Annotated in this window: 20 protein-coding genes; 4 read left to right on the top strand and 16 right to left on the bottom strand. The window is 57.3% G+C overall.

Annotation, left to right across the window (positions count from 1 at the left end; translation table 11 throughout):
* Positions 1-95 precede the first annotated feature (95 nt).
* Positions 96-863, top strand: a complete 768-nt coding sequence (locus ACTJKV_RS15365; RefSeq protein WP_440599019.1) for a LuxR family transcriptional regulator — start codon at positions 96-98, stop codon at positions 861-863.
* Between the two features lie 193 nt (positions 864-1,056).
* On the top strand, positions 1,057-1,968 hold the full coding sequence (locus tag ACTJKV_RS15360) for a proline iminopeptidase-family hydrolase (protein ID WP_112519750.1): 912 nt from the start codon (positions 1,057-1,059) through the stop codon (positions 1,966-1,968).
* Positions 1,969-2,699: 731 nt separating this feature from the next.
* Here ACTJKV_RS15360 and ACTJKV_RS15355 read toward each other — a convergent pair.
* From ACTJKV_RS15355 to ACTJKV_RS15325, 7 genes are all read right to left on the bottom strand, one after another.
* On the bottom strand, positions 2,700-3,566 hold the full coding sequence (locus tag ACTJKV_RS15355) for a D-psicose 3-epimerase (protein WP_112519751.1): 867 nt from the start codon (positions 3,564-3,566) through the stop codon (positions 2,700-2,702).
* A 61-nt stretch (positions 3,567-3,627) separates the two neighbouring features.
* Entirely contained in the window at positions 3,628-4,284 is a 657-nt protein-coding gene (locus tag ACTJKV_RS15350) for a nucleoside triphosphate hydrolase (RefSeq protein WP_440599018.1), read from the bottom strand.
* 45 nt (positions 4,285-4,329) lie between these two features.
* The gene (locus ACTJKV_RS15345) at positions 4,330-5,187 is read right to left on the bottom strand and encodes a sugar phosphate isomerase/epimerase family protein (RefSeq protein WP_440599017.1); all 858 of its coding nucleotides are present in this window, start codon (positions 5,185-5,187) and stop codon (positions 4,330-4,332) included.
* 1 nt (position 5,188) lies between these two features.
* Positions 5,189-6,184 (bottom strand): ABC transporter permease, encoded by a 996-nt coding sequence (locus ACTJKV_RS15340; RefSeq protein WP_112519753.1) that lies wholly within the window; start codon positions 6,182-6,184, stop codon positions 5,189-5,191.
* The gene (locus tag ACTJKV_RS15335) at positions 6,181-7,194 is read right to left on the bottom strand and encodes an ABC transporter permease (protein ID WP_112519754.1); all 1,014 of its coding nucleotides are present in this window, start codon (positions 7,192-7,194) and stop codon (positions 6,181-6,183) included. Before ACTJKV_RS15335 ends, ACTJKV_RS15340 begins: the two co-directional genes overlap by 4 nt.
* Positions 7,187-8,677, bottom strand: coding sequence for a sugar ABC transporter ATP-binding protein (locus tag ACTJKV_RS15330; protein ID WP_112519755.1), 1,491 nt, complete (start codon positions 8,675-8,677; stop codon positions 7,187-7,189). Before ACTJKV_RS15330 ends, ACTJKV_RS15335 begins: the two co-directional genes overlap by 8 nt.
* 162 nt (positions 8,678-8,839) lie before the next feature.
* A complete protein-coding gene (locus tag ACTJKV_RS15325) occupies positions 8,840-9,817 on the bottom strand; it encodes a substrate-binding domain-containing protein (protein WP_113176035.1) in 978 nt (325 codons plus the stop codon).
* A gap of 242 nt (positions 9,818-10,059) precedes the next feature.
* Here ACTJKV_RS15325 and ACTJKV_RS15320 point away from each other — a divergent pair, with 242 nt between their 5' ends.
* Positions 10,060-11,127 (top strand): LacI family DNA-binding transcriptional regulator, encoded by a 1,068-nt coding sequence (locus ACTJKV_RS15320; protein ID WP_440599016.1) that lies wholly within the window; start codon positions 10,060-10,062, stop codon positions 11,125-11,127.
* A gap of 64 nt (positions 11,128-11,191) precedes the next feature.
* Here the strand turns inward: ACTJKV_RS15320 and ACTJKV_RS15315 are convergent, their stop codons facing one another.
* From ACTJKV_RS15315 to ACTJKV_RS15275, 9 genes are all read right to left on the bottom strand, one after another.
* Positions 11,192-12,802 (bottom strand): FGGY-family carbohydrate kinase, encoded by a 1,611-nt coding sequence (locus ACTJKV_RS15315; RefSeq protein WP_112519758.1) that lies wholly within the window; start codon positions 12,800-12,802, stop codon positions 11,192-11,194.
* Positions 12,803-12,841: 39 nt separating this feature from the next.
* A complete protein-coding gene (locus tag ACTJKV_RS15310) occupies positions 12,842-13,570 on the bottom strand; it encodes an SDR family oxidoreductase (protein WP_112519759.1) in 729 nt (242 codons plus the stop codon).
* A gap of 105 nt (positions 13,571-13,675) precedes the next feature.
* Positions 13,676-14,758, bottom strand: a complete 1,083-nt coding sequence (locus ACTJKV_RS15305) for an ABC transporter ATP-binding protein (RefSeq protein WP_440599015.1) — start codon at positions 14,756-14,758, stop codon at positions 13,676-13,678.
* Positions 14,759-14,816: 58 nt separating this feature from the next.
* Entirely contained in the window at positions 14,817-15,812 is a 996-nt protein-coding gene (locus ACTJKV_RS15300) for a sugar-binding transcriptional regulator (protein ID WP_112519761.1), read from the bottom strand.
* A gap of 16 nt (positions 15,813-15,828) precedes the next feature.
* Positions 15,829-16,734: a sugar phosphate isomerase/epimerase family protein gene (locus tag ACTJKV_RS15295; RefSeq protein WP_062424442.1), complete on the bottom strand. Its 906-nt coding sequence runs from the start codon at positions 16,732-16,734 to the stop codon at positions 15,829-15,831.
* A complete protein-coding gene (locus ACTJKV_RS15290) occupies positions 16,731-17,549 on the bottom strand; it encodes a carbohydrate ABC transporter permease (RefSeq protein ID WP_062424443.1) in 819 nt (272 codons plus the stop codon). The genes ACTJKV_RS15295 and ACTJKV_RS15290 overlap by 4 nt, the downstream gene beginning before the upstream one ends.
* Complete coding sequence (locus tag ACTJKV_RS15285; RefSeq protein WP_112519762.1) at positions 17,549-18,451, bottom strand: carbohydrate ABC transporter permease; 903 nt, start codon at positions 18,449-18,451, stop codon at positions 17,549-17,551. Before ACTJKV_RS15285 ends, ACTJKV_RS15290 begins: the two co-directional genes overlap by 1 nt.
* 59 nt (positions 18,452-18,510) lie before the next feature.
* On the bottom strand, positions 18,511-19,062 hold the full coding sequence (locus ACTJKV_RS15280; protein WP_112519763.1) for an SIS domain-containing protein: 552 nt from the start codon (positions 19,060-19,062) through the stop codon (positions 18,511-18,513).
* 96 nt (positions 19,063-19,158) lie between these two features.
* Positions 19,159-20,508, bottom strand: a complete 1,350-nt coding sequence (locus ACTJKV_RS15275) for an ABC transporter substrate-binding protein (protein ID WP_112519764.1) — start codon at positions 20,506-20,508, stop codon at positions 19,159-19,161.
* Between the two features lie 315 nt (positions 20,509-20,823).
* On the opposite strand from ACTJKV_RS15275, the gene ACTJKV_RS15270 reads away from it, so the two are divergent.
* Positions 20,824-21,627 carry an inositol monophosphatase family protein gene (locus tag ACTJKV_RS15270; RefSeq protein ID WP_112519765.1) on the top strand — a complete coding sequence of 268 codons (804 nt, stop codon included), beginning with the start codon at positions 20,824-20,826 and terminating at the stop codon, positions 21,625-21,627.
* Positions 21,628-21,887 lie beyond the last annotated feature (260 nt).

Raw genomic sequence — 21,887 nt, 5'->3', positions numbered from 1 at the left:
AGCAATTCGGGCTCTACACTAGCTATCAGAAGTGATAGGGTGAAGATGTCCAAATGGCAGGTTTAAAATTGGGCGTGGAGCCACGAGAGGTCGGCATGGACGTTAAAGATGTCGAAGGGCGGTTTGCTGCGGCAACGAGCCTAGACGATCAGATCGATCAACTTTTCCTAGCCATGCAGAACTATGGCTTCGATACGCTTATCTACGATTATACGCCCGGTCGCTATGATCTTAGCGGCCAACTGATAATCCCGACTGTGCTGGAACTGCGCAACGTCGACGAGACGATGCGTGATTATTGGTGCCAACGCGGCTACTTCCGTCACGACCCCGTGCAGCATGTGGCGCTTAGCACGACAGGGCCATTCTTTTGGAACTATGACCCAAAGGCGAAGACGCTTATTCACGCTTTCATGAACGAAGAAACCGTGCCCGTCGCTGAATTTCTCTGGGAACGAGGACTGACGGCGGGAGTGACTGTGCCGATCCATCTGCCGGGCGGCGATTACGCCACCGTTACCGGCATTCGTGCAGGCGACCCGGTGCGGCTGGAGCGCGACGTACAGCTTTGTATGGGCGATTTCAATCTGGTGGCACATCTCTTTCAGCGCACCGCGGCGCTACGCATCGGCAGGGAACGGACTTTGTCCAGCCTGCCGCGCCTGACCGCGCGCGAGCGCGAATGCCTGCGCTATTCGGCGGAAGGGTATTCGGCCAAGGAGATATCCCGCCTGATCGACAGGGCCGTGCCGACTGTGGTCATGCATCTCAACGCCGCAACTCGCAAGCTCGGCGCGCGGAACCGCACGCAGGCGGTCGCTCGCGCGGCGCATCTTCGCATGTTCGACCAACCGCGCGCCTAGAGCGCTGTGCGTCCGTTTGGATGCAGCGCTCTAACTTTTTGAATCGAAGCATCGTGCTAATTCGAGAATCGATTCTGATTTTTGGGCCGATGCTGTAGGTCACCCCAACCCTATCAGTTGTGATAGCTGCCGCCCCGGCCGTCATTCGCCTATCGTACTGCTCCATGATCATCGTATCCAAGGGAGCGCCAAACTGACATCCGTTCAAACTCGTGAAGGCTATCTTTCATTCCGCGACTATCGGACTTGGTATCGTGTTACCGGGGACCTGAAAGCAGGCAGGTTACCGTTGGTCGTCGCGCATGGCGGTCCCGGCTGCACGCACGACTACGTCGATAGTTTCAAAGACGTTGCGGCGCTCGACGGGCGCGCTGTGATCCACTACGACCAGCTCGGCAATGGCAAATCGACCCGTCTGCCGGAAAAGGGTGCTGATTTCTGGACAGTGTCTCTCTTTCTCGAAGAGCTGGATGCGCTACTGGCCCACCTTGGCATCGCGGATCGATACGCTTTCCTCGGTCAGTCCTGGGGCGGCATGCTTGGCGCGGAACATGCGGTGCGCCAGCCGCAGGGATTAAAGGCGCTGGTCATCGCCAACTCGCCAGCCAACATGCATACCTGGGTCGCGGAAGCCAATCGTCTGCGCCGCGATCTTCCGGTCGACGTACAGGAAATTCTGCTTGCCCATGAGGAGGCCGGCACGCTGACGCATCCAGACTACGTTGCCGCCTCTCGCGTTTTCTATGACCGCCATGTCTGCCGGGTGACACCCTGGCCCGAAGACGTTGCGCGTACGTTCGCTGCCATGGATGAGGACAACACCGTCTACCGCAACATGAACGGCCCGACCGAGTTTCACGTCATCGGCACAATGAAAGACTGGACGATCGAGGACCGGCTTGAGCGGATCAAGGCCCCGACACTTTTGATTTCCGGTGCCTATGATGAAGCCACACCGGAAGTCGTGCGTCCCTATCGCGAGCGCGTTGCAGACATCCGCTGGGTGCTCTTCGAGGAGTCCAGCCACATGCCGCATGTTGAGGAAAAGGAGCTTTGCCTAAAGACGGTCTCGGACTTTCTTTCAGATTACGATGCGGTCCCCTGAGTAAAATTTTATAACTTGATCAAAATCCTTTCTCCTTCACTCAAGAGCTTCTGCTCAATGATTCTACGCGAAAACAATCGGGACAACTCTGCTCTCGCCCCAAAAGCTTCGTTTCGGGCTGAGACCTAACGGAATGCTCGTTGCCCCGTTTAGGATTGGCCTTAGATGCGGTGGTAGCAAACGCGCGTCTAAGGTTTTTTGTAAACGACCGCGACGGTGCCGTGCTCACAACAGAGCGCGTCATGAACCCGTTGGCTTCGAGCCATCGAAGACATCGCGCCACGGCCTTCTTGGTGATGCCACCGTTGGACCCGTCGCATCGCGTTGAAACGCAGTGGCTTTTGAAAGGATAAGCGCGGTCCAGCTGTATAGTTTCCAACTGTCGGCTATTTGAGAAGTAGAAGGAGTGCAAAGCCCCGGAGCCGCGGTGGGCATCTCTGGTTTGTGTGAGTAGATATTAAAGACATCGCGTTAGGATTTGACGTGATTGTGATATCTCCCCTAAAGGGCCCCAAAATCGGGAAATGACAGCATCCTGTGCATTTGGCAGATTCAGACCCGCGATTTAATTGACAGCAGTCGATGAAGCCGAAAACATCTGGTCGGCTTCATCGCGATCACTAAGCCATGAACATATACTGGCTTGGCGTCGTGCGCCGTCTAGGCATACAGAAGAGCCACGCCTAGATGCGTCGAGAATTCTTGGCAAAGCTGGCTTTGTGTATGCGAGTTTAACCCAACACGAAGCGTGAGAAGGCGAGGGAATTCCTTGCATCCTCGTCCATTTTTGCAGGACTGGCCCCTTCGGTGAGATCGCGCCAGACCTTGATGTCGGAGCCGATCGTGCCGCCGGTTTTGACGAAGGGCTCCATGACGACTGCGCCGGCATAGTTGATCTCCCGTAGCGCTGCGCCAATCTCATGCCATGGCATTCTGCCCTTGCCCGGGACACGGCGGTTGCTCTCACCGGTGTGAAAATGACCGAGAAGAGGGCCCGCAGTGCGGATGGCATCGCCAAAGCTGTCTTCCTCGATGTTCATGTGGAACGTGTCGAGCATGACTTTGACGTTGGACTTGCCAACATCCTTCACGAATGCAACGCCTTCGGCAGCCGTGTTGAGAACGTGGTTCTCGAAGCGGTTCAGGACTTCGATACACAGATTGATGCCGAGGTCATTGGCGAAATCCGCAATGTCGTGAATACCTTCCACGCCACGTGCACGGTCGCCTTCCTTGTCCACAGGCTGCGAGTAGTCGATCGGCCAATAGGAATGCAGCGCGCCACCGATCGTGTGAATATCGAGCTTGGCGACATTACTCAGCGTCTTCTCGAAGAACGCCTTGCCTGCCTCCCGTACAGCTTTATCGGGCGAGGACAGGTTCTTCGACTTGGATGGACCGATACCAGCCGTCAGAATGATGCCGTTGTCGCGGGCGCTTTGCTTGATGGTCGCAAGTTCGGCATCGCTATAGTCATTGATATGATGAGCGGCAACTTCGATCACGTCGAAGCCGAGCTTGGCGACCTTCTCTACATAGGGGCCGAACTTGGCGCTCCACTCATGTTCCCAGTAGGAGTAATAGATTCCGTGTTTCATAGCAGGCTCTCGCTGTTGTCGTTTGATGTCTGTCTTGATTGCAAAAGTGGTGTTCGGGGCTTCACTCTCTCCCTGGATTCTTCAGCCTGAGATCGGGCTCGGCGGCGGTTTTCATGATGAAGATTCCGTTTGGCAGATCGTTTTCCTCGACCTTGCGATCCATTTCGGCCTCATCGAGACCGAAACCGCGCCAACGCGCCCGTAGCCGCTCACGCAGGTCATCCTCCTCGACATCGACGAAGACCGTGAAATCAAAGATTGATTTCAGCCTGTCCCACGGAGACTGCTTTGCCAGCAGATAGTTGCCCTCGCAGACGATGATTTCCACCGATTGCGGAACGAGCCGGCCGCCGGCGCGCGCGATCTCGATGGACCGATCAAAGACAGGAATGGCGATAACGTCGTCTTCGTTGGCCTTTAGACGCTCCAGCATGTGCCGCAGGCCGTGAACGTCGAAGGTATCGATCGCACCCTTGAAGGCGCGTCTACCCATAGCCTCCAGAACTGCGTCGTCGTAGTGATAGCCGTCCATGGGAAATAGCGCTGCAGCGATACCGCTTTCGCTGATAATAAGGTTCACGACACGTTCGGCGATGGTGGATTTGCCCGATCCGGGCGCACCGGCAATCGCGATCATGAGCCTCTGCCGCTGATTGTCGGAGAAACGCTTCATGGCGAGGCTGGCGATTTCACGGGCGTTGTCTTCAATGATAGTCAAGGCTTTGGCTCGCATAATGATTTTTAAGAGGGCTTTCTCGGACCGTTAGCGGCTGGCAAAGACGCCGTATTGAACGGCCTTGTCGCGCAGGAACGGAATTCCCTTGTCCAGTACATCCTCTGCACCGGGGGCGACCGCTCGCCAGGTCGAGGTTGAGCCTGCCATGAAATCAGGCAATCCGCCGAAGCTTTCCAGAACCAGAAGTCCGTCGAAATCAATGGCCGCAAGCGCACCGAAAAGTTCGTCCCAGGCGATGTTGCCAAAACCGGGAGTGCCGCGGTCGCTTTCCGACATGTGCATGTATTTCAGGTGATCACGCGCAGCGACAATTCCGCTCGCCAAACCCTTTTCCTCAAGGTTCATGTGGAACGTGTCGAGATGGACGAAGACGTTGTCCATGCCGATGCGCTCGACGAGATCAACCACTTGTTGCGCGGTGTTGAGGAGATGGTTTTCGTAGCGATTGACCGCTTCGATACCAAACTGCAGGCCGAGCGATTTTGCGTGTTTTGCGACGGCACCCAAGGCACGGGTCAGATTGTCATATTCGCCTTGCGTCGGTGCAAAGCCCGTACGTTCGGTCGTTCCACCGAAAGTGACGCCGGTGAGTGCTTCGGCACCGATCTCCGCAGCCTTGTCGAGAGCAGCCGTCAGGTAATCGATCGCCGCGTCAGGGCGAACCGAGGCCCAGGCATGTTCCGGCAAAACCAGCGAACATGTTGCCCGCAGCTCATGCTTTTCGAGAAGCGCGCGGCTATGGGCTGCATCGACCGAGGAAATGTCGAAAAACGGTATTTCGATATAGTCCTGATTGTAGCTAGCGGCTCCCGCAATGGCGCGTTCGGCGCTTGCGTGGTCCCATACGCTCGTCCACATCATTGCGTGAACACCAAATCCTTGCATCTTATGCTTTCCTTCTGCGCGATGTGGCGAACCTTGACGCCCACGTCCTTGCCGCCATGACGACGATCATCAACACGCCCCATAGCGCCGTGGCAAGATGCTGGTTCGCGCCCATGAGGTTTAGACCGGAGGACAGAAGCTGGAGAACGATCAGCGCGACGAAGACCGGCAGGACACGACCGAAGCCGCCGAATGGATTGATACCACCCAGAAATGCGGCGAGTACCGTGATCAGAAGGTAGGACTCGCCATGTCCGACACGCACGGAGTTGAAACGGGCCAGCATGATAAGGCCTGCAATCGCGCACATCACACCCGACAGTGTGTAGACAAGGATCAGGATACGCCGGGTATTAAGGCCTGAGTAGCGGGCAGATTCGATATTGGAACCGATCATCAAGAGCCCGAAGCCGAGCTTTGCTCTGGTCAGCAACACATGCCATAGCCCGACGCAAGCGATGAAAATGATGAGCGGGATGGGCAGGCCGAGAGCCGAACCGTGACCGATTGTGGACACGTAATCAGGAAAGCCGGAAATATCGCCGCCGCGCGTGAGGAATTCACCAAGCCCGCGCAGGAAGATCATCATCGAGAGGGTGATGAGGATGGGATGCGCCCGCGTGTAGGCAATGGCCGCACCTGTGAGCGCGCCAGCTGCTGCGCCGGTAAGGAGCGCCGCAAGGCAAGCCAGAAGAAAGGCGCTCGGCGGTGCGTTTACCCCGCCGTGGGCCTGCAATACCCATGCTGCGGCAAGGCCCGAAAGGTTGGCAGCGAATGTGATCGACAGGTTGATCCCGCCGGTCAAAAGCGGAAGCAGCATGGCGAGCGTTAGAAGCCCGAGTTCGGGCAGCTGGAAAGCCACGGAACCGAAGGTCCCAGCCGACAGAAAGTTATCCGCCAGCGTTCCGAAGACAACCATGACAGCGACGAAGGCAACGAGGGGTCCCGCCATGTCCGCGCCGAATATCGCGTTGAACTTTTGCGTCAAGGATGTCATCGGCGCGCGCTTCCCTGTTTTGAACTCTTCATGGTGGACGGCAGAAGTCTATCAAAGCGGGTCGAAGAGAGCGTTATGGCGATGAGAATGATGGCGCCGACGACCATCTTGAAGGCGAAGGGCGAGACGCCCATCAGGTTGAGACCGTTCTGAGTGATTGAAACAAGTAGAACGCCAAGCACGCAGCCGATGACCGACCCCTTGCCGCCGCCAAGCCGGGCACCGCCGAGAACGGTTGCGGCGAGAACATCGAGCTCGCGGCCATAGAGCGCGTTTGGAACAACCTCCTGCGCATAATGCGCCTGCATCAGCCCGGCAATTCCAGCCATGAGGCCGAGCCAACCAAAAGAAAGATAATGCATCGCGCCGATGTTGATGCCGAAGCGTCGAGCGCCTTCCGGATTGTCTCCGAATGCATAGAGCTGACGGCCGAAGGTGGTGCGCGAGATCATGAACCAGGTGGCGATGCAGCAGAGGATCATGACGACGACCGGCAGCGTCAATTCAATCCAGGACCCGTCGCTCATTTCGTGTTCGTAGAAGACGACACGGGTAGAGAGCCACTCCGGCAGATCGTAGATCGAGACCCCCTTGGTGAAGAACATCAAGAGACCGAAGAAGATGTTGAAGGTGGAGATCGTCGCAACGATGGAGATGATCTTCAGCCGCCAGACGAGAAACGCATTGATGAGGCCAAGGCCGATACCGACACCACCGGCGATGATGAGGCCCTCTGCCCAGTTGCCACCGCCGAGCGCGGAAAGAGCAAGCACAGTCACATATTGGACGACGGACGCCGCGACGGCAAAGGAGATGTCGATGCCACCTGAAATCAAAACGACCAGCAGGCCGACGGCGAAGATGATGTTGACGGCGGAAACATTCAGCACGTCGAAAGCGTTCGAAACGGTCAAAAAGCGATCGGTCCCGAGCGACAAGCCTGCGCAGAGCAGGATCGTCACGACGACCAGCGCGAATTCGGTAGTATTTCCCAGGATCAGCCTACGCATAGATGGCAGTCTCCAGTTCGGTCATAGACATGGCACGTGGATCGTAGGTTGCGTGGAAGCGTCCTTCGACCATGTGAACGATCCGGTCTGAATTGAAATAGACCTCCGGTGCTTCATCGGAGATCAGGATGATGGAGAGGCCTTGAGCCGCAAGCTTGCGAACAATCTCGAAAATACCGGCGCGTGCGCCGACATCGACGCCAACGGTCGGTGCATCGAGTATGAGGATTTTCGGGCCGATCGCCAGCCATTTGGCAATGGCGACACGTTGCTGGTTACCGCCGGACAGCGTGCGGATCGGGTCTTCCGGCTGGCCGATCTTGACGCCGAGCGAGCCGATCCAGTTCTTGACGACCGTGGCTTTTTTCGACGGCGAAATCAGCCCGCCGACAAGCAATTTACCGAGCGAAGCCATGATGAGATTGTCGGCAATCGATTGCGGCTGGTTGAGCCCGAGTGACAGACGGTCTTCGGAGAGATAGGCAATACCTGCCCGAATGGCGTCGCGGTTCGAGCCGAACTTCACCGGTTTGCCTTCGAGCCGAATTTCACCGGCATGCGGACGATGCATTCCAAACAGCGTCAAAGCGAGTTCTGTGCGGCCGGCGCCAAGCAGACCAGTAATGCCGAGCGTTTCCCCCCGGCGCAGTTCGAAGGAAACATCTTCGAATTCGCCATGCCGCGTCAGTCCGCGAACGGAGAGTACAACAGGCTGATCGTCATGGTCGGTAGCGATGACGGCGCTATCGAAGAGGCGGCCAGTCATGAGTTCTGTGACGCGCGACTGCGTCATGCCCTCGACCGGATAGACGCCGACAAGCGAGCCGTCGCGCAGCACCGTGATCCGGTTCGATATTTCGAGCACTTCGGCCAGTCGATGGGAAACGAAAACGACGGCCACGCCCGACGCTGACAGATTGCGCACGATGTCGATCAGATAATCGGTTTCAGATTGCGTCAGTGAGGCTGTCGGCTCGTCCATGAAAACCAGACGCGCCTCACCGACCAGCGCGCGCGCGATGGCGACGATCTGGCGCTGCGCAATGGGAAGTTCCTTGAGTGGACGATCCAGATCGATCTCGACCCCGAGCCGGGCCAAGGCCTGTTCGGCGGCATGTCGGATTGCGGTCTTATCGACCAGCCCGAATTTGCCCTTCATGGCGTGCTGGAAGCCAATATTCTCAGCGACCGTCATTTCATCGAAAAGCGCCAGATCCTGCCAGATCACCTGAATGCCAAGAGACTGAGCAAGCGCCGGCGTCATGGCTGGGACTGCCCTGCCGTCGAACAGCAGTTCCGCGCCCGCTTCCGGTTTGTAGACGCCGGTGATGACTTTGATGAGCGTGCTCTTGCCGCAGCCGTTTTCGCCGGCCAGACAATGCACCTCGCCAGGATTGACCTCGAAAGCAACGCTCTTGAGCGCTCTAACGCCGCCGAAGGTTACGCTGATATTCTTCAAGGACAAGAGCGGTTTGTCGCTCATGGCGCAATTATCTCCCTTCGCCCGGCCGGAGCAGGGCGTTATTCATTTTCTTGTTTTTGTTGATGATACCGTCGCGTAAACGGTTGGACTACGCGACGATAATCCGATTGACCACCCGTGATGCGTCAGCGTCACGGGTGCAATTGCTGTGCCTGAAGCGGCTTAGAGACCCATGCCGACCAACTTGTCGATGCTTTCCTTGTCGATCTTCAGCAGCTGATCGACAACGATCGTGTTACCCTCGGGGTTGATCTTCCCAAGACCTGGGATATCGTCGCCAGCCTTGGGTGTTTCACCCTTGGAGAGACGATCTGCCAGGGTGACGAAGACTTCGCCGGCCTGCTTGGGGTTCCACATGAAGCCGCCGGTCAGAGCGCCGCTCTTGATGAGCTTGGCGCCCTGTCCGGGAGAAAAGGGACCGATGACAAAGACTTTGCCATCCTTGCGGCGTTCTTCCACAGCGCGTCCAGCGCCGATAGGGCCTTGCGAACCGAAGGCCAGGAAGCCCTTGAGATCCTGATTTGCAGACATGAGGTCGAGCGCTGTGGAGCGGCTCTTGTCCAAATCTTCTGCAACGCCATAACGGTCGCCGACGAGCTTCATGTCCGGATAATTCGCCTTGATGTAGGCAATTGCTGCGTCAGCCCAGGCGTTGTGCAGCGGAACGGTGAGCGAGCCGACGAAGACGGCATAGGAGCCCTTGCCGCCCATCTTTTCACCGAGAAGCTTGCCGTGCGCTTCACCGAAGCCTTTGGCGGATGCTAGTTCGAAATCCCAGTCTGCGCCCTGCTGCTTCGGGGATTCATGCGTGATGACCTTGATGCCGGCTTCCTGTGCCTTTTTCAGCACGGGCTCAAGCACCTTCGCATCGTTTGGAACGACGCCGATGACATCGACCTTCTGTGCGATTAGGTCTTCGATGGCGCGAACCTGAAGGGCAGGGTCGGCGCTGGTTGGGCCGACCATGAAGCCGTTTACGCCGAGCTTGGCGCTTTGCTCCTTGATGCCTGCCTCCATGGCATTGAACCACGGAATACCGCCGATCTTGACGACGACGCCCACCTTGGGTCCTTCAGCAAAAGCCGTGGATGCGAGCAAGGCAAGAGACAGACCCAGTGCGGCTGAAATGATTTTCTTCATGAATGTTCCTCCTCCAAAAGACGTGTACAGCAGGTGTCTCGCCACAGCTTTTGAGCTCTGTGTGCGATTGCTTCGATCTCGGCTATTCGAGATTTTCCTCCTGCTACTCCCATAGCGCGCATCGTTTGCACAATCGATATTTCAAAGTTGCACAATCGATGGTGCATGGAGGTTAGGCGCGATTTTTACTTCCGTCAAGAGGCGGATTGCTCTACACATCGATTTCGCAAGGAGGACGAGAAATGTCAGACCTGACCTCGAAGAAGGCCACGATCTACGATCTGTCGGTATTGTCGGGGGCTTCGGCTTCGACGGTCAGCGCAGTGCTGAATGGAAGCTGGCGTAAGCGCCGTATCTCGGAGGAAACTGCCGGGAAAATTCTCTCGCTGGCAAAGGCCCAACGCTATACCGCCAACCTTCAGGCGAGGGGGTTGCGCAGCTCGAAATCGGGTCTCGTCGGATTGCTGGTCCCGGTTTATGAGAACCGGTTCTTTTCCTCCATGGCGCAGGCGTTCGAGGCCGAAGCGCGCAAGCGGGGCCTCTCGCCGATGGTGGTCTCCGGGCGGCGTGATCCTGAGGCAGAGCGCAAGACAGTTGAGACATTGATCGCTTACTCGATCGACGCGCTGTTTATCGCGGGTGTCGCCAATCCCGATGGCGTTCATCAGGTTTGTGCCGGTGCAGCCCTGCCGCACGTCAATCTCGATCTTCCTGGCAAGCTTGCGTCATCCGTCATTTCCGACAACAGACATGGTGCGGAGATACTGACACGTGCGATACTGGAGCATGCGTCACGCGACGGCGCGCTTTCGCCTGATGACGTGGTGCTGTTCGGTGGACATGACGACCATGCGAGTCTGGAACGTATCGCAGGATTTGATGCAGCCAAGAATGCTTATTTCGGAACGGTCTGCAGCAGAGTAGCGGTGGAAAAGACAGGCTACTCACCGCGTATGACGGATATTGTCCTTGAAAACTATTTCATGCGCCACGGCCGTTTGCCGCGTTGCTTCTTCGTCAATTCGTCCATCAATTTCGAGGGTCTTCTGCGTTTTATGGGGCGGCATGATCCGGCGGTGGTCGCGAACATCGTGGTCGGCTGTTTCGACTACGATCCCTTCGCGTCGTTCCTGCCGTTTCCGGTCTACATGATCAAACCCGATATTTCGAAAATGCTGGAAGTCGGTTTCGAACTTCTGGATTCGTCGCCGGGCGAGCCGTGTGTGACCATTATCGAGCCACAGCTGATACCGCCGCGCACTGCGCTGACCGGCCCGCTCGACGATGTCAGTGAAACTCTGCGCGCTTAATGAACAGCGAGAGGGCATGATCAAGCCCAGGTCACGCGCAAGGCGTGCCTCGGCCAATCCATGATCAGGAATCCCGCAGCGATCTTATACTTGCCTGAAGGGTGCAAAAGGCGTGGTAGCGCCGATCATGCAGTTGCTGGAGCGTTCCAGAGGCGGGCTCGCATGTCTTGCCGGGCTTGCTGAGCTTTTGCATTCCCTGTTTGAGGTCGGTGAAGACCTGCGCAGCGGTGGCGCCGAGAAGGGCCGCTCCCAAGAGGACAGGCTCCGCGGTCTGCGGCGCGATAACGGGCTTGCCGCTGGCATCGGCAAGAAGTTGGCGAATGAGATCATGCTGGCCGGCGCCGCCGCTGATAATGATCTGGTCGATCCCTGCGCCCGCCTTCGTCTGTGCCTCGATGATCTGTCGAAGCCCGTAGCCGATCCCGCACAAACCGGCCACATAGAGGGCGACGAGACTGTCGAGATCGCGCTCCATCCCAAGCCCGGCAATGACGGCGCGAGCAGCCGGATCGGCAAACGGTGCGCGGTTTCCGAGGAATTCAGGGACCACATGAAGGCCTCGGGCCAGCGTGACGACCTGAGAAGGAGAAGCGCTGGTGGCAGATGCCATATTGGCGAGCATGACGGGAAGCGCAACGCCGGTAGCGCGCGCCTTTTCATGCGCCTCGGGAAATGCGGGATGAAGGCTGATCAGATGGTCGATGGCCGCACCGGCAGCACTTTGTCCGCCCTCATTCAACCACAGGCCAGGCACCATGGCAGAGTAGTAAGGACCCCAGACACCGGGAACGAATTTCGGCTCCTCGGTCGAGGTCAGCGTACAGGAGGACGTGCCGAAGACATAGGCGAGGTTTGATTCGGGCGTTCCGCCGATCCCCACCGTGCCGATGCCGCCTGCATGCGCATCGATCATGCCGGCAGAGACAGGCGTACCCGGTAAAAGGCCGAAATCTTCCGCAGACTTGGCCGTCAGCCCTTGACCGACCGGCGTACCGGGCTCGACGATCTCCTGCCCAATACGGGCAAAGTTCTCGTCAGCCAGTTCCGCTAGACCGATCTGGCGGAAATAGCTCGGGTCCCACCGCTGCTCATGGGCAATATACGTCCATTTGCATGCCACCGTGCAGGTGGAACGCGCGAGACTTCCCGTTGCTCTCCATGTGAGAAAATCAGCGAGATCGAAGAACTGCCATGTCTTTGCAAAGATCTCCGGCCGATTTTCCTTAAGCCATAACAGCTTTGGCGTCTGCATTTCAGGTGATATGCGTCCGCCGACATAGCGTAGAACATCGTGGCCCTGCGCATTGATGCGCTCTGCCTGTTCTACGGCACGGTGATCCATCCAGACGATGATGTCGCGCGCCGGGCTTTCAGATGGGCCGACCGGCAAAGAGCACCCGCCTTCGCCCAGCACCACCAGCGAGCAGGTGGCGTCGAAGCCAATGCCCACGATATCGTCTGGCGAAACGCCTGCGCGTGAAATAGCTGTTCGTACGGCATATGAGACTGCCTGCCAGATATTCTCGCTCGACTGCTCCACCATGTGGTGGGCATCCCGATAGATGTCGATGTCGTGCTTGGCCGTTCCAAGGCAGTCGCCTTCCTCATCAAAAATGCCGGCACGCGCACTGCCGGTGCCGACATCGACGCCGATGAAATATCTGGAACGGCTCATGGAAAACTCTCCCGCATTACAACTCCACCTCAATCCCGGCTACAGATCGACGCTGTTGGGCAGGATCACGAGATCTCGTATCACGACATTGCGGGAGCGGGACAGCATGAAATAGACAGCTTCGGCGACTTCTTGCGGCTGCATCAGGCTTCCATTGGCGAGCGCCTCTTCCATCTTTGCTTTCGGCCAGTCATCCAGAAGAGCCGTGACAACCGGGCCGGGCAACACTGCGCCGACGCGCACGCCATGGGGCGCGACTTGGCGGCGAGTGGAATGGACGAAAGCCTGGACGGCGAATTTGGACGCGGTGTAAATCGGCTCCCAAACGACAGGAACCACACCGGCGACAGAGCTGGTAAAGAGAATGTCGCCGCTCTTTTGAGCGATCATGTGCGGAAGCACGGCGTGAACGCTACGAAAGGCAGCGTTGATATTCAGATTGAGCATCCTGTCCCAGCTGTCGGGATCGCCTTCTGCGACAGCACCGCCGATATAGGCGCCCGCATTGGCATGGAAAATATCGAGCCGTCCGGCTTCAGCCAGAATGCGCGGAAGCATCCCTGAAACCTCTTGGCCGTCAAGGAGATTGACGACGAGCATACGGCAACGCTCTCCAAGCTCTGAACAGAGCGCCCGCAACCGGTCCTCGGCGCGATCGATCAGAACAACTGTCGCACCCTCATCGAGAAGTTTGCGTGCGCAAGCCAGGCCAATGCCGGATGCCGCACCGGTGATGGCTGCAACCTTGCCTTCAAAGCTATCGGTCATGTGAGGCTTCCTCCCTACAGTCATTATGCCATTGTCAATCGAACGTTTGTCCGATCTCTTGTTTTGCGTCCCTGAACGGCGATGAACGCTTTCTCGACCTCAGTCTCAGAGCGCCTTGCCGTCTGCGGTGAAAAGATAAATGTGGGCATGGTCGATATCCGCGCTGATTGTCTCGCCCTGCGTCACATCCGGCCGACCGTTCACCACAATGGTGACTTGTTCTGCTGGCGTACGGGCGTAGACTTGGGTAGAGCCCCCCAGATTTTCGGCGAAATCGAGGGTGAGGTTGAGCATGGCGTGGTCAGTGCCGATCCTGATATGCTCGGGCCTGAGGCCAACGGTAACGATATCTCCAGGGCGGAGCTTGTTGCTTCGCGGATGGTTGAGCACCAGGCCTTGCCCTTCAAATGCGGGATGGGAAAGACGCAGGCTCGTCGCATCCGCAACCTCGACTTTTGCGGCCAGGAAGTTCATTTTCGGCGAGCCGATGAAGCCTGCGACAAAGGTATTGGCTGGACGGTCATAAAGTTCTGTCGGCGAACCGATCTGCTCAACCAGACCGGCGCGCAGAACCACGATACGGTCCGCAAGAGTCATCGCCTCTACCTGGTCGTGTGTGACATAGACCATCGTGGCGCCGAGATTGCGGTGAAGCTTGGCAATTTCGACGCGCATCTGGCTTCGCAACTCTGCATCGAGGTTGGACAGCGGCTCGTCGAACAGAAAGATTTTCGGATTGCGTACGATCGAGCGGCCAATGGCGACGCGTTGGCGCTGGCCACCGGACAAGGCGCGTGGTTTGCGTTCGAGAAGCGGCTCGATCTGAAGGATACGGGCGGCATCGCCGACGCGCCGTTTGATCTCCTCTTCGTTCAGCTTCGCCATACGCAGACCAAACGCCATGTTGTCGAACACGCTCATATGCGGATAGAGCGCATAGGACTGGAACACCATCGAAACTTCACGCTTGGCCGGCTCTTCGTAGGTTACATCCTTTCCATCGATCAGGACCTTACCCGAACTCACATCCTCCAATCCGGCAATCATGCGCAGCAGCGTGGACTTGCCGCAGCCAGACGGGCCGACGAAAACGACGAATTCCCCCTTGGACGCCGATATATCGACGCCCTTGATGACGCCAAGTTCGCCGAACTGTTTCTTGATGTTTTCCAGCTGAAGGAAGGTCATTCTTCGTTACTCCCAATCTGTGAGCGGTTACCGCGCAAGCGGTGCGACGCCCGCTTGACTATTGACGTTTGCTGCGGTCCGGCGGTGCATCCCGCAGAAGCGCCTCCGCGGATGCCTGATCTGTCACCAGTTGTTTGACGTAACCGGCACGCAGGATCGCGCGGATGATTTTGAATTTGTAAAGGCCGCCCGAAGCCAGGATCGAATGCCGCACCGCTTTAAGATCCTTCAGTGACAGAGAAAGGACGCGCTCTGCCAGCGGATGATCGATCGGGTTGCCGTCCTCGTCGAGAAAGACACCGAGCAGGTCTCCAATCGCCCCGGCGTCCAGGAGCGAAGTAATGTTCTCCGAAACGGTCGGCGTCTTTACCAGTAGCGAGCGGGGCGTCATGTCTCCGCACGAAACGAGCGCGATGTCGACCAAGGTTGCGCGCCGCATCGTCTCGCGAATGCCATGATGGGACAGAAGCGCTTCCCGGCTTTCCGCTGTCGGAAAATAAAGCGGCGCCGTCAGATACCAGCATTCGGCGGAGATCGCCCGAGCGTAGCCTGTCGCAACCTCGAATGTGCTCGAGCCTGACCCGCGCGTTAGTCCGCCCATGATCGACGTGACCCAGCTTTCGGGCAGGGCGCGTGGCGTCAGCCGTTTGAGACCGGCGGACAGGGTTTTCCCCCAGCCGACGCCAAGCCCCATTCCGTCCTGCAGCATTCCATCAAGCAAAGCACCGGCGGCCTCGCCAATCACGCGTTGATTTTCGGCGTCATCCGGCAGCGTGGGGGTCACACATGCGCCTTCCAGGCCAAAGCGTTCTTTCAGCTTATGCTCAAGATCGATGCAATCGGCCATCGGCAGACGAATATCGACCACGACGGAGCCATCTGTGCGGATCTGTCCAAGGATCTTGTTGACCCGCAACCGTGTCAATCCCAACTGATCGGCGATTTCCTGTTGGGTCATGCCTCCAATGAAATAGAGCCATGCTACGCGGGCGCGGGTCTGCTGCGCATTGAAATCATCCGCAGCCACACCATTATCCGTTCCTTTGTTCACCATCACTGTCACTCCTGGCTTAAGCAAAGTCCTGCTTAAGGGTGCTGACGGTGCTCTTCAATGCGTCGAGTATGGAGACGCTGTCGCGTTCGAACGGGTAGAAGACCTCAAGAAATACGGGGCAGGCCGAAAGACCTGTCCGCGCGAGCTCAGCCTTGACCTCGCGCGGCTTCACACGTCCCGCTTCAGTGAAGTCCCAATGCCGGTCAAGAATAAAGTCTGTCTGCTGGATATGAACGGCGGAGATCACGTCCTGCAACTCGGCAAGCCATGGCTCCATCGTGTCTGCCTGCTCGCCATAAAGCGGTAAGATGGTGCCGTGGCCCCAGTCGACGCAGAAGGTCCAGGGTGTGGCGCTGCCGGCCGCATCTGTCATCATCCGTCGCGCTTGCGCAATCGTCCATGGCCATTCCCGGCGCATGGGCGTCGGCTCGACATAAAGCGCAGACAGGCCTGCGGCCTTTGCCTTTTGGCCGAGCCGCATCATTCTCTCGAGCAGGCTATCATAGTCGCGTTCGTCGATGGCGTCAGCCTCGGTGCCATCCGGCCTTGAGGCAACGGCGCCCAAAGGACCGCCGACTGCGGGAATGCCCGCTTCGGCGGCGAAATCATAGGCGCGCTCCAGCCAATGTTCGGCGTAGGCCCGTACCTCTTCGTCCGGATGAAGCAACTGGTTGAAGGTGTAATGAGCCAAACCGATGAAGGCACTGTGAATAACGATACCGTAATCGGCGGCGGCATTGCGGACATCTTTGGCATGCCGCGATACGACTGCCGAAGGCCACATCGGGTCGACGAGATCGAAGGAAAACTGGATCTTGTCCAGTCCAAGAGTATCGCGCACGACAGGTGCCCAAAGCTGCGGCGTGATCCACCGCTTCACGCAGAAGGAAAGGTTGATACCAAGTGGGTTCGATGCGCTCATTTGGTCGCTCCCATCGTCAGGCCGCGAACCATGTGTCGCGAAACGATCAGTGCGAAGATTGTCACCGGCAGAACGATGACTGTGCCGGTTGCCATGATCTTGCCCCAGGGCAGCTCATAGCCGGACATGAAACTGGTGGCGGCGACGGGCGCCGTCTGGACATTGCGTCTCGTCAATACCAGTGCGTAAAGTAATTCGTTCCAGGAGAAGATGAACGAGAAGATTGCAGACACCGCAATTCCCGGGGCGCCAAGCGGCAGATAGATTTTGCGGAAGATCGTGAACTGATCCGCGCCATCCAGTCGCGCCGCCTGTTCCAGATCCGGCGGAATGGACTTGAACTGATCGGTGCATATCCACACGACGATCGGCAGGTTGAAGGTCAGGTAGATCAGAATGAGGACAAGATGCGTGTCGAGAATATTGAGTTGCAACGCTAGAATATAGACGGGCAGTGCGAGGACGATCGGGCTCGTCATGCGGTTCGAGATGAACCAGAACCACAGGTCAGATTTGCCGCGAAAGTCGTAGCGGGCTAGGGCATAGGCCGCAGGTGCTCCGAGTGCGACGGCGAGTGCCGTGGTGCAAATGGCGATGATCAGAGAATTACCGACGCCTCCAAGCACCTTGGAGTCGGCGAAAATCTCACGGTAGTGATCGAGCGTCGGCGTAAAGAGCCAGACTGGCGGAGAGGCCAGAATGTCAGACTGCGACTTAAAGCTTGCAGAAACCATCCAGAAGAAGGGAAACAGCGTAAAGAGGACGACTGCGGTGAGCCCTAGGGCGTGTAGAACCTTGCCGGATGACAGGCGCATCAGTTCACCTCCTTATAGAGAACGCGGATATAGAGACGGCTGAGAAGGATTGTGATGATCAGCAGCAGGATCGCCTGGGCGGACGCCGTGCCAAGATCGAACACGCGAAAGCCGATACGTTGAATGTAGATCGATACGAGATCGGTCGCCGATCCGGGCCCGCCACGGGTCATGACGAAGACCATGTCGAAAAGCTTCAGAACGTCGGCCGAGCGCAGGATCAAAAGGGCGGTCAGTCCCGGCATCAGATAGGGAAGTTGGACAAAGCGCAACAAGGACAGCTTCGATGAGGTTTCCAGCCGCGCAGCCTCCTCGATTTCACCCGGCACCATGGAAAGCCCGGCCAGGAAGATCAGGGCGCAGAAGGGTGTCCACTGCCAGATATCCATGATTGCGATGGCTGCGAAGGCGCCGCTTTGCGATCCAAGCCAGTCAATACCACCGATCCCAAGGATATCCAGAAACCAGTTGGCGACGCCGAAATCACCGTTGAAGATCAATCTCCCGATAAGGCCGACGACGGCATAGGTGGTCGCAAGCGGCACGACCAGCGTCACTCGTGCCAGCGATTTGAGAAAACCCATGCCAGGCTTGTGCAGCAGAAGCGCAATCATCAGACCCAGCACGATCTCGATCGGCAATACGGTGACATAGAATTTGGCAGTCAGGAACAATGACGCCCAAAATGTGCTGTCGGACAGAACGGACGCGTAATTTTCAAACCCGACAAAGGGGAAGCCTTCGCGCGGGCGCGCGATATTGTAGCGACGAAACGATGTCACCAATGCAAATATCGTCGGGTAGATCCCGATGAAGAACAGCGTCAATACCGCGGGCGCCAGAAACCAGAATGGTGTCCACCGGCCATAGCCGCGGTTTGGTCTGGAGGTGGGTTCTGACATCGGTCTTTCCTCTCGATGCATAGCAGGCGTCGGCACTGCTTTCGCCGCAATGCTCGGCTTTATTCAAGGTTCGTGTGATTGGCGCGCATCGCCTGGGGCGTCACGTTCAGACGGTCACGCACGGCGAGAACGAGAAGCTCGAAGGCAACGTAGAGCGCGCCCTCATAGAGCGATCCCATCGGCAGGACCGATTGCGTGTCTCCCTGATCGTCGGCCATGGTTTGCGCCGGTATATGCAACACACAATCAGCCTGGCTTGCCGCCGTGCCTTGAGGTTGTGCCGTCACGACGAGAATGCGGGCACCAGCGTTACGCGCAACGCCGATCAGAGCCGAGACGGTTGAGAAATCGCCAGGACCTGCCGAAACGATCAACAGATCGCCTTCAGCCACGGGCGGCGTGGTCATGTCGCCCACCATGGCGCAATGCAGTCCCAGATGGAAAAGGCGCATCGCCAGTCCCTTGATCTGGAGACCTTCGCGCCCGACGCCATAAAGGGCGATCCGCCGGGCTTTTGTGATTTCCGCAACCGTTGCTTCGAATTGCTCCGTGGCGATGTTGCGCAGGCAGACGCCAATCTCGGCAAGGGCTTGGTCTGAGAGATGCAGCATGGATCGGTTCCGGTTAAAGGATCGGCAGGGGGTGGTGACAGCAGTTGCCGCCACCCCCTGCCGTGCAACGACCTCTTGTAGATTTGCGCTAGAGGGTTACTGCAACAACTGCTTCTTGCCGTCGTAGTAGCCTTCCTTCTTCAGGATATCCTCCATGCGCGTGCCGATTTCCTTCGATCCTGCTTCGACCGAAACCTCGCCGAGCATCATCTTGGAACCCCACTCGGCAACGACTTCGGAGATGGCTGGCCATGCCGGGAAACGTGGACGGAATTCCGGAACGCCCTTCTGCCAAGAGGCGACCATCGGCTCGACGAACTTGTACTTCGCCTTGATCTCCGGGTCGTTATAGACGGACATACGGCCGGAAACGCCGCCAGCTTCCACATAGGCCTTGGCGATGTCCTCAGAGGTTGCCCACTGAATGAACAGCCAGGTCGCCTTCTTCTGCTCTTCGGTAGCCTGCGCGGCAACCGCCAGAGAGAAGCCGCCAAGGGCAGGGAGACGGCCAGCAGGGCCTGCGGGTTCCGGTGCTACTGCGAGGCAGTCTCCGAGCTTGGAGGTGGCAGGATCGACGAGCGTACCGTAGAAGGCAGACCATTCCGTGATCATTGCGACCTGACCCTGGGCCAAGGCATTGACAGCTTCTGCGTGGTCGAAGGACACGATGCCGGGTGGCATATATTTCATCAGATCCTGACGGAAGTTGAGGCCGGCCTGGCTTTCCTTGCTCATCAGGTTGGACTTGAACTGCTTGTCGAGCAGCGAGCCACCGAAGGGCCAGAGCATACGCATGAAGCTGTCGGCCGACTGCGTTTCTCCGCGTAGCGATTGCAGGGCGTATGCATATTGGTTCTTCGATGCGTCGGTCAGCTTTGGCGCGTAGACCTTCATCAATTCGTCCCACGTTGCCGGTGGCTTGTCGAAGCCGGCATCCTTGAGCTTGCAGGAGTTGTAGAACATCAGGCCTGAATAGTTGTCGAAGGGAAGGCCGTATGTTTTTCCACCCCAGGAGCCGAACGCATTGAGCAGAAGCGGGAAGAAACCATCCAGCTTGAGGTTCGGATCTGTGATCGACTTGTCCTTGGTGAAATTGTCGATCGGGTCGATCCAGCCGTTTTCGGCAAATTCCCCGATCCAGACGAGATCGACCAGGGCCATCGTGAGGTCGCCTTGCGAGGTGAAGTTTAGCACTTCCTTCTCGCGCGTATTCTCATAAGGAACAATTTCGTAGTTGACCTTGATGCCGGTCTTCTTTTCAAACTCCGGAAGGAGCTTGATGATCGCCCGATAACCTGGGCGATCGAGGAATATACCGCTGATCTCCGTACCCTTCAGCGGCTTGGCTGCATCTTCCAGCCAATCGGCATGCGCCAACATCGGCGCACCAGCGGCTCCTGCAACCAGCGCCAGAACGCTAACGCACACTCTCAACAAACGTTTCATGCCACTCCTCCTATGGTGCCTGCCTGATCGCGCAAGCTTGTTTCAGTCTTTAGTCACTTAAACAATATCTGCCGAAAAGCGCTGCTCGTCGCTCGACACCGCCTCTTCCAAAAAATGCGCTTACCCCTCGAACCTTCGCTTTTGGCACAGCTTGCAGTCTGCGCAAGACGCGCCTTCGTGAAGCGATATCAATGGATTGGGCTCGCCGTCCTCTCAGCGAGAATGCTCAATCGATACACATGTAAATTTAAATTTGCAATAGTAATCATTCGCGAAATATGATTTTACTGAGGTCGGTTAGGGCAGAGGCAAAAAATGACTGACGTTCGATCAGGACAGGGCGAAATCCATCAACGCAGGGTGCTGGCAGAGCGCATTGCGAAAGTCGCAGGAGCCAGAGCAAAAGGATTTCTTTCGAAACCGGAACGGCTGAAAGCAGAGTTGAAATCATCCACGCAAGATTTGGTAAGCATCGCAGACCGTGTGACCGAGAGTTATCTGCGCAGAATGATCAAGAAAAACTTCCCGGATGATGGCATCGTTGGCGAAGAAGCGGGTTCGACGATTGGAAGTTCAGGCTACACCTGGGTGATTGATCCGATCGACGGAACAATGGCTTTCCTCGTGGGGCAACCGAACTGGTCGGTGTCAATCGCGGTCACTCGGAGTTGTGAACCTGTGATCGGCGTCATCTACGCACCAGTTATGCGCGAACTCTACGTCGCAGAGGCTGGTTGTGGCGCTACACTCAATGAGAGAAAATTGATCATGAGAAGCGACTGGACAGTCCAATCAACAAACATAGGCTATGGGGGCACCGAACGTGCCGATCCTGTTGAAGTTGGTGCCTTTGTGACGCAGCTCTACAAGGAAGGTGGAGTTCTTTTTCGCATAGGCTCGGGCGCGCTTATGCTGGCGTATGTCGCCGCCAACCGCCTTGGGGGCTATTATGATCCGACTCTCTTTTGCTGGGATTGTCTCGCCGGAGTGGCGCTCATACGCGAAGCGGGTGGCCTAGCGGAGTTCGCAGGCGATTTAAGTAGCCCGGGGCCAATATGGGCGGGCAATCATACCGTTTTTGCTGACCTTAAGCGGCTAAGCATAGTTCGCAAGGAATAGCTGGAAAGAAAGTCTAAAATTGTGAGAATTGACGCGGCAGTGTCCTCGCATGTCTATGCGTCCTGCTCTCCAGCGCCGAGGCGACGGTGATGATCCTGGAGTGATCTGGTAGAGAGATGCAATGAAGCATTGTGGTCCCCTCGCGCTCTTCGCCGAAACTGATGGCTCCGGAGACGATGCCGGGGCATTTGTTGACGGTACCATCGTTGGACTCTTTCTCGCGAGGCAAGATAACTGAATAGTGTGATGGTAGCCAACGA

The organism is Agrobacterium sp. 22117, from assembly GCF_052045735.1.
GTDB lineage: Bacteria > Pseudomonadota > Alphaproteobacteria > Rhizobiales > Rhizobiaceae > Agrobacterium > Agrobacterium cavarae.
This window is presented reverse-complemented; position numbering and strand designations above follow the sequence as displayed.

What these genes read in the sequence shown, in the direction of transcription:
- ACTJKV_RS15270 (WP_112519765.1), top strand. Translation starts at nt 20,824, where the DNA reads ATGACTGACGTTCGATCAGGACAGGGCGAAATCCATCAACGCAGGGTG.
- ACTJKV_RS15365 (WP_440599019.1), top strand. Translation starts at nt 96, where the DNA reads ATGGACGTTAAAGATGTCGAAGGGCGGTTTGCTGCGGCAACGAGCCTA.
- ACTJKV_RS15355 (WP_112519751.1), bottom strand. Translation starts at nt 3,566, where the DNA reads ATGAAACACGGAATCTATTACTCCTACTGGGAACATGAGTGGAGCGCC.
- ACTJKV_RS15330 (WP_112519755.1), bottom strand. Translation starts at nt 8,677, where the DNA reads ATGAGCGACAAACCGCTCTTGTCCTTGAAGAATATCAGCGTAACCTTC.
- ACTJKV_RS15300 (WP_112519761.1), bottom strand. Translation starts at nt 15,812, where the DNA reads ATGGTGAACAAAGGAACGGATAATGGTGTGGCTGCGGATGATTTCAAT.
- ACTJKV_RS15320 (WP_440599016.1), top strand. Translation starts at nt 10,060, where the DNA reads ATGTCAGACCTGACCTCGAAGAAGGCCACGATCTACGATCTGTCGGTA.
- ACTJKV_RS15275 (WP_112519764.1), bottom strand. Translation starts at nt 20,508, where the DNA reads ATGAAACGTTTGTTGAGAGTGTGCGTTAGCGTTCTGGCGCTGGTTGCA.
- ACTJKV_RS15285 (WP_112519762.1), bottom strand. Translation starts at nt 18,451, where the DNA reads ATGTCAGAACCCACCTCCAGACCAAACCGCGGCTATGGCCGGTGGACA.
- ACTJKV_RS15335 (WP_112519754.1), bottom strand. Translation starts at nt 7,194, where the DNA reads ATGCGTAGGCTGATCCTGGGAAATACTACCGAATTCGCGCTGGTCGTC.
- ACTJKV_RS15315 (WP_112519758.1), bottom strand. Translation starts at nt 12,802, where the DNA reads ATGAGCCGTTCCAGATATTTCATCGGCGTCGATGTCGGCACCGGCAGT.
- ACTJKV_RS15290 (WP_062424443.1), bottom strand. Translation starts at nt 17,549, where the DNA reads ATGCGCCTGTCATCCGGCAAGGTTCTACACGCCCTAGGGCTCACCGCA.
- ACTJKV_RS15310 (WP_112519759.1), bottom strand. Translation starts at nt 13,570, where the DNA reads ATGACCGATAGCTTTGAAGGCAAGGTTGCAGCCATCACCGGTGCGGCA.
- ACTJKV_RS15345 (WP_440599017.1), bottom strand. Translation starts at nt 5,187, where the DNA reads ATGCAAGGATTTGGTGTTCACGCAATGATGTGGACGAGCGTATGGGAC.
- ACTJKV_RS15325 (WP_113176035.1), bottom strand. Translation starts at nt 9,817, where the DNA reads ATGAAGAAAATCATTTCAGCCGCACTGGGTCTGTCTCTTGCCTTGCTC.
- ACTJKV_RS15295 (WP_062424442.1), bottom strand. Translation starts at nt 16,734, where the DNA reads ATGAGCGCATCGAACCCACTTGGTATCAACCTTTCCTTCTGCGTGAAG.
- ACTJKV_RS15340 (WP_112519753.1), bottom strand. Translation starts at nt 6,184, where the DNA reads ATGACATCCTTGACGCAAAAGTTCAACGCGATATTCGGCGCGGACATG.
- ACTJKV_RS15305 (WP_440599015.1), bottom strand. Translation starts at nt 14,758, where the DNA reads ATGACCTTCCTTCAGCTGGAAAACATCAAGAAACAGTTCGGCGAACTT.
- ACTJKV_RS15280 (WP_112519763.1), bottom strand. Translation starts at nt 19,062, where the DNA reads ATGCTGCATCTCTCAGACCAAGCCCTTGCCGAGATTGGCGTCTGCCTG.